Annotated in this window: 6 protein-coding genes; 3 read left to right on the top strand and 3 right to left on the bottom strand. The window is 62.7% G+C overall.

What is annotated here, in order from left to right:
• Window positions 1-23: 23 nt before the first annotated feature.
• From QOC89_RS22145 to QOC89_RS22135, 3 genes are all read right to left on the bottom strand, one after another.
• Entirely contained in the window at window positions 24-863 is an 840-nt protein-coding gene (locus QOC89_RS22145) for an arylamine N-acetyltransferase (protein ID WP_323046973.1), read from the bottom strand.
• A 192-nt stretch (window positions 864-1,055) separates the two neighbouring features.
• Window positions 1,056-1,739 (bottom strand): hypothetical protein, encoded by a 684-nt coding sequence (locus QOC89_RS22140; RefSeq protein ID WP_323046972.1) that lies wholly within the window; start codon window positions 1,737-1,739, stop codon window positions 1,056-1,058.
• A gap of 132 nt (window positions 1,740-1,871) precedes the next feature.
• Complete coding sequence (locus QOC89_RS22135) at window positions 1,872-2,240, bottom strand: hypothetical protein (RefSeq protein ID WP_323046975.1); 369 nt, start codon at window positions 2,238-2,240, stop codon at window positions 1,872-1,874.
• Here QOC89_RS22135 and QOC89_RS22130 point away from each other — a divergent pair.
• From QOC89_RS22130 to efeB, 3 genes are all read left to right on the top strand, one after another.
• Entirely contained in the window at window positions 2,179-3,603 is a 1,425-nt protein-coding gene (locus QOC89_RS22130) for a carbohydrate porin (protein ID WP_323046974.1), read from the top strand. The two genes, QOC89_RS22135 and QOC89_RS22130, sit on opposite strands and share 62 nt — an antisense overlap.
• 121 nt (window positions 3,604-3,724) lie before the next feature.
• Window positions 3,725-4,876, top strand: coding sequence for a hypothetical protein (locus QOC89_RS22125; protein WP_323046971.1), 1,152 nt, complete (start codon window positions 3,725-3,727; stop codon window positions 4,874-4,876).
• 134 nt (window positions 4,877-5,010) lie between these two features.
• Complete coding sequence (gene efeB / locus QOC89_RS22120) at window positions 5,011-6,324, top strand: iron uptake transporter deferrochelatase/peroxidase subunit (RefSeq protein WP_323046970.1); 1,314 nt, start codon at window positions 5,011-5,013, stop codon at window positions 6,322-6,324.
• Window positions 6,325-6,450: the final 126 nt, after the last annotated feature.

Here is a 6,450-nt window from a genome sequence, read left to right as displayed (position 1 = left end):
CGGCTGCCCGTTACTCTCTCGCCTCAGGCGGAAGCCACCGCCGGTGAGCGCACGCGCCCGAATACTTCCGCAATGTCCATGTCTCCCGTGTTCAGACCGAATTGATCGCGTAGACAGGTTGCGAGTTCGTCCGCGCTTTTCAGTTGCCGTTCGCTGATCACGTGGCCGTCCGCCGCGCGTTCGTTCAGTTGATCGTTGAGCAAGGTCAGGCGCGACGCCGCCAGGACCCGGCAAACGATCAGATTGCTCAGGAAAATAGAATCCGGCGCGCTCGAGGTGTACCAGTTCGACGTTTCATAGTCGATCCATTCGACCGGATGCAGATCGAAACGGTAGACGCGCGCCCAGCTTTCATCGCGGGATTGCACTTCGAGGCAGAGCGCGTCGTGCGATGCATCGGCGAGGCGAAACGTGCCAAGGGGCGTGGCCTGCGCGGTGCCTGCGACCAGGCGCAGCGGCGCGGTCAATGTCACGCTGCCGAAACCGACATCGGCGATCCATGCTTCGTTATGGATGTCGACACGCAGGATCATGTGCGTGCGCGGGGGGACCTCGGCGGATTCGCGGCCCCAAAGAACTCGCCCTAGCAAAGGCGTGACCTCGAAGCCTAGCTGCATCAGCACGTTTGCGAAGAGTGCGTTCTGCTCGAAGCAATAGCCGCCGCGCTTTTGCGTGATCAGTTTATGTTCGACCGATTCGTGATCGAGCTTTACCGCACGGCGCGTGAGCGGATTCAGGTTCTCGAAGGGAATCGCTCGGGGATGCAGCTGGTGGATCTCCTGGAGCACTTCCAACGTTGCCGCGCGAGGCCCTGTGTAGCCTATGCGGGTGAAGTAGTTTTCCAGATTCACTGTGTGTGACATCGGTGTCGTCCCGGTATGGATTTGGGCGCTGGGCACTCATGGGCTTCGCGCTACAGCATGGCTTCGGGAGACGATCATAGCGTCTTTTGTTGCCGGCTAAAGGCGCCGCGCGCTGCCTGTTTTCGTAGTGGCGCGTGGTGACCGATTGGCGCCGCCCTTGTGTTGGGCAGCACCCGCCTCAGAACACCCTCACTACTGCCCACCCTTCAACGCCGACGTCGCGATAGACGGCACGCTGATCCCATGGCTCGACGCGAACTGCACCGCCGAACTCAGCGTCGACATCAGCGACTGCAATTGCCCCGGCGCGGACTGGGCGATATACGACGCGCTCTGCGCCGTCTGCGGATTCATTCCCGACTGCAGGAGCGACGATGGATTCATCTGGCCGATACTCCCCAGCCCCGACTGCAAACTGGAATACTGGCTCACACCTTTTCCCAACGACGACAAGCCGTCCGTGAACGCCTGCTTGTTCACCGGCGTGGCCGACGCGCTGCCGCTCGCGCGGCTCGCGAACGCCTGGGTCAACGTCTGCGATAACGACTGCTGCGTGTTGCCCACCTGCGTCAACTGACTCACCGACGGCGTTCCGCCACTCAACAATCCCGCCGCCTGTTGCGCCTGCCCCGCGGCGCTGCTCATGCCCATCGCCGACGCAAGACTCGATTGGCCGCTCAGCACCTGCTGGTTCGCACCCACATAGGTCTGCAACAACTGTGATACGCCACCCGACGAACCGGTTGCGCCCGCGTCCGCCGCGCTATTGCCGCCGCCTATGCCGAACTGTTTCAGATTCAGTTGCGCGTTCGAGACGCCGCTTACAAGCAAACCGCCGCTCGCCAGCAACGTAAGCAAAAGGATGCGTTTATTCATTTCTATCTCCTGACATTGGCCTTTCGGGGTACTCGTGCCGTTCGACACGGCTCTGCCGCCCCGGTTCGATACGACCACAGACATACGGAAACATTACGTTTTCATTCCATTTTAGTTACGCACAAAGAACCTTCAGCAGCAGTACGTAAAGCCCGAAATTAAATCCTGGTAATATTGATGCGAATCGTTCTCATTTGTGTTGACGCAACTAATTCGCATGCGTACGATCGCGCCATCTGCTGCATTTGGACTCGCGAACCAATGCGGCGCCATCGCAGGCGCATAGCCCTGTGGAAGTGCGATGGTCAGATCAGTCGATACAACACCAATAAGGAGTTCGATGAAGTTCGCCCAATCCATTGAAGCCGCCGGCCGGGCACGTTTGCTCCGTGACTCCGCGCCGCGCGCTGGCGCCCCGCGCCGCTCGCGTTTGCCCGCCATGCGCCACGCCGCGCTCTGCACCGCTTTCGCCTGGGCCTCTTTGAGCGCCAGCGCCGCCATGGCCGAAGCCAATCCCGATGCCGCACCGGAAGCGCCCGAAGCCGACCTGAACATTCAGGCGACTCAAACGAATCAATGGACCGGCTTCTGGAACCGACAGACGATGCTCGGCGACATCGGCGGCCTGCGCCCCTGGCTCGGCAAATACGGCGTGACGTTCGCGCTCACCGAGACCAGCGAAGTGCTCGCCAACGTCCGCGGCGGTCTCGCGCGCGGCGCGGATTACGACGGCCTGACGACAGCGGCCGTGCAAATGGATACGCAAAAGGCGTTCGGTTTGCCAGGCGGACTGTTCAACGTCAGCGCCTTGCAGATCCACGGCGCCAACCTCAGCGCCAACAAACTGGGCACGCTGAATACGGCAAGCGGTATCGAAGCCGATGACACGACCCGCCTGTGGGAATTGTGGTACCAGCAGTCGTTCCTGAACAGGCGCATCGACGTCAAGATCGGTCAGCAAAGTATCGACCAGGAATTCATCACCAGCTCGAATTCGGCACTGTTCGTCAATACGATGTTCGGCTGGCCTGCCTTGCCGTCCTACGACATGCCGTCCGGGGGGCCCGCTTATCCGCTGTCCGCTCTCGGCGTGCGTGTACGCGGCCAGATCACGCCTTCGTTGACGGCGCTCGCCGGCGTATTCGACGGCGATCCGCTCGGCAACAATCCGGACAACAAGAGCGGCACCAACTTCAACCTGCACAACGGCACACTGTTTATCGGCGAGTTGCAGTACGCGATCAACCAGCCGGCTGACGGCGAAATGGTCGGCATGAGCGGCGGCGGTCTGCCGGGCACCTACAAACTCGGCGTCTGGTACAACAACGGCAGCTTCGCCGATCAGCGCTTCGACAACACCGGCCTCTCGCTGGCGAATCCGGCGAGCACCGGCGTGGCGCAGAATCATCACGGCGACTACAGCTTCTACGCGGTCGCCGACCAGATGATCTGGCGTCCGGATCCGGACGAGCCGCGCAGCCTCAACGTCTTCGCGCGCGTGATGGGCGCGCCGGGCGACCGCAACCTGGTGAGCGTCGCCGCCAACCTGGGCATCGTGATGAAGGCGCCGTTCGCCGGCCGCGACAACGACAGCGCCGGCATCGCGCTCACCTACATCAAGATCGGCAAGCACGTGAACGGTCTCGATCAGGATAACCTGGCATTCAGCGGTGGCCCCTACGGTGTGCGCACTAGCGAAACCACGCTCGAAGCGACCTACCAGTATCAGGTCAATCCGTGGTGGCAGCTGCAAGCCGATGCGCAATACACATTCAATGCCGGCGCCGGCCAGAATCCGAACGATCCGACGCAGCCGCTGCGCAACACGTTCGTCATCGGCGTGCGGACCAACATCACGTTCTGATGCCGTTCGCGCCCCTAACTTACGTTCACGTACGCTCACCCTTCGCTCACGATAAATCGAATCCCATGCTTTCGATCATGACCGCAACCACCGCTTTGTGCGCCGGCACCGAGGCTCATTCATGAACAATCCCACGCGCAAGTTTTCGCCGCGCGCCGCGCGCGCCTTGATCGCCGCAACCGTCAGCGCCGCCGGGTTCGCGACAGCCGGCGTCGCGCACGCCGAGCCGCAAGGTTTCCTCGAAACCGTCAAGCATCACACCACGCTGATCAACACGGTGCCGGGCAACGGCGACCAGAATCCGTACGCGGTGGTGGTCGCGCCGGTCAGCGCGGGCACCGTCAAGCAGGGCGACGTGCTGGTCGGCAACTTCAATAACTCGACCAACCTGCAGGGCACCGGCAGCACGATCATCAACTATCATCCGGACACCAAAGAGATGACGGTGTTCGCCACGGTGCCGCGCGATCTGAAAGAATGCCCGGGTGGCATCGGCCTTTCCACCGCGATGACGATGCTGAAGTCGGGCTACGTGATCGTCGGCAGCACGCCGAGCAACGACGGCACCACCGGCACCAAGGGCGCCGGCTGCCTGATCGTGATCGACCCGAACGGCAAGGTCGCGTCGACCATCAGCAGCCCGAATATCAACGATCCGTGGGGCAACATGGCGGTCGTCGACAACGGCACCAGCGCGACGCTGTTCGTCAGTAACGCGGGCTTCGGCGTGGGCGGTGCGCAAGGCAATCCGCCGGTGTTCAAGCAGGCCACCGTGCTGCGCCTGGACCTCGACGTGCCGGCCGGCAAACCGCCCGTCGTGAAGAAAGAAACCGTGGTGGGCAGCGGCTTTGGCGCGCAGGCCGACAAGGGCGTGTTCCTCGTCGGCCCGACTGGACTGGCGCTCTCGAACGATCAGAAACTGCTGTACGTGTCCGACGCGATCGGCAACCGCATCACCGAAATCGACGATCCGATGACGCGTGACACCAGCGCCGGCGTGGGTCGCCAGCTGACGGCCGATGGCCTGCTGCATCGCCCGCTCGCCATGGTCACCGCGCCGAACGGCCACCTGCTCGTCACGAACGCGTTGAACGGCCAGATCGTCGAAATCGATCCTGCCAGCGGCAAGCAGATATACGCACGCTGGATCGACACCGACAAGGCGCAATCGCCGCCCGGCAACGGCGACCTGTTCGGTCTCGCGATGACCCCCGAAGGCGACGGTTTTTATTATGTGCAAGACGACGTGAACACGCTGGTTCTGGCTAAGTAAGTCACGCAAACCCGTGACGCAAACAGCGCCGCAAACAGCGACGCAAATGTGTGACGCGAAGCAGCGAACCGAACCCGGCCTCGAAGCCGGGGCAAGCCCGGCATGTCCCACGGCCAAATGAAGGTGAAGTAACCATGGCAAACGATCAGCCCCCGCGGCCATCACGGCGCGGCTTTCTCAAGGCGGGCGGCGCAGCGGTAGCGGCCGGCGCGAGCCTCGGTGCAGGTCTTGCGACGTCGCAGACCGCCCAGGCCGCCCAGTCCAGAACGCCGGCGCACAACGCCGATCCGCAGATGGCGCTCGAGCCGTTCTACGGCTTGCATCAAGGCGGCATTGTCACGCCGCAGCAAAGTCACACGTACGTTGCCGCACTCGATCTGACGACCGACAAACGCGACGACGTCATCGCCCTGCTGCGCACCTGGACCGACGCCGCCGCACGCCTCACGCAGGGCGCCACGGCCGCGCCGCTGCCGGCTGGCGACGCGGCCGACAACAAAGCCGCGCCGGATTCCGGCGACGTGCTCGGCCTCGGCCCCTGCGGCCTGACCATCACCTTCGGTTTCGGCCCGGGTCTCTTCACGCATGAAGGTAAGGACCGCTACGGGCTGGCCTCGCGGCGCCCCGCCGCGCTCGTCGATCTGCCGCGCTTCAACGGCGACCAGTTGATCGCCGAGAAGACCGGCGGCGACCTGTTCATTCAGGCCTGCGCGAACGACCAGCAAGTCGCGTTTCACGCGGTGCGCCAGCTGTCGCGCCTCGCGTACGGCGTCGCGACAATGCGCTGGGGCCAGTCCGGTTTCCTGTCCGGTCCGCGCGGTCAGACGCCGCGCAATCTGATGGGCTTTAAGGACGGCACCAACAATCCGTCGATCGTGAAGCCGCAGTTGATGAACGAATTCGTCTGGGCCGGCGCCACCGCCGACGCGCCGTGGATGGAAGGCGGCACCTATACGGTGGTGCGCCGCATCCGCATCACGCTCGAACACTGGGACAACACCGAACTCGATTTTCAGGAGCAGGTGTTCGGCCGTCACAAATATAGCGGCGCGCCAATCGGCAAGAAGAACGAATTCGATGCCGTGGACCTGAAGGAAGAGGACAAGGACGGCAATCCGGTAATTCCGGAAAACTCGCACGTGCGGCTGTCGAATCAGGCGAGCAACAACGGTGCGCAGATTCTGCGCCGCTCGTACTCGTACAACGACGGCACGAACTTCTACATCGAGCGCTGGCCGCCGTGGCGCCAGGAAACCGAATACGACGCGGGGCTGATTTTCGTGGCTCACCAGAGCGACCCGCGTACCGGTTTCATTCCGATCAACGACAAGCTCGCGAAGTTCGACATGATGAACCAGTTCACGACGCACGTTGGCAGCGCGGTGTTTGCCGTGCCGCCGGGCGCCAAACCGGGTTCGTATATCGGCGCGGGATTGTTCGAGACGTAATGCAGGCCGGGTAGTCAGCCGCTTGCAGCAAATCAGGCGGCAAGCGGCGCGCGACTCATCAAAGATCGACAACAACACATCACTAACGGATTTCAGAATCATGACTCATTCCTGGTTTCGCACCCG

It is taken from the genome of Paraburkholderia sp., from assembly GCF_034668105.1.
Taxonomy (GTDB): domain Bacteria; phylum Pseudomonadota; class Gammaproteobacteria; order Burkholderiales; family Burkholderiaceae; genus Paraburkholderia.
The sequence above is the reverse complement of the archived record's forward strand: the minus strand, read 5'-3'. Positions and strand labels throughout refer to the sequence as shown.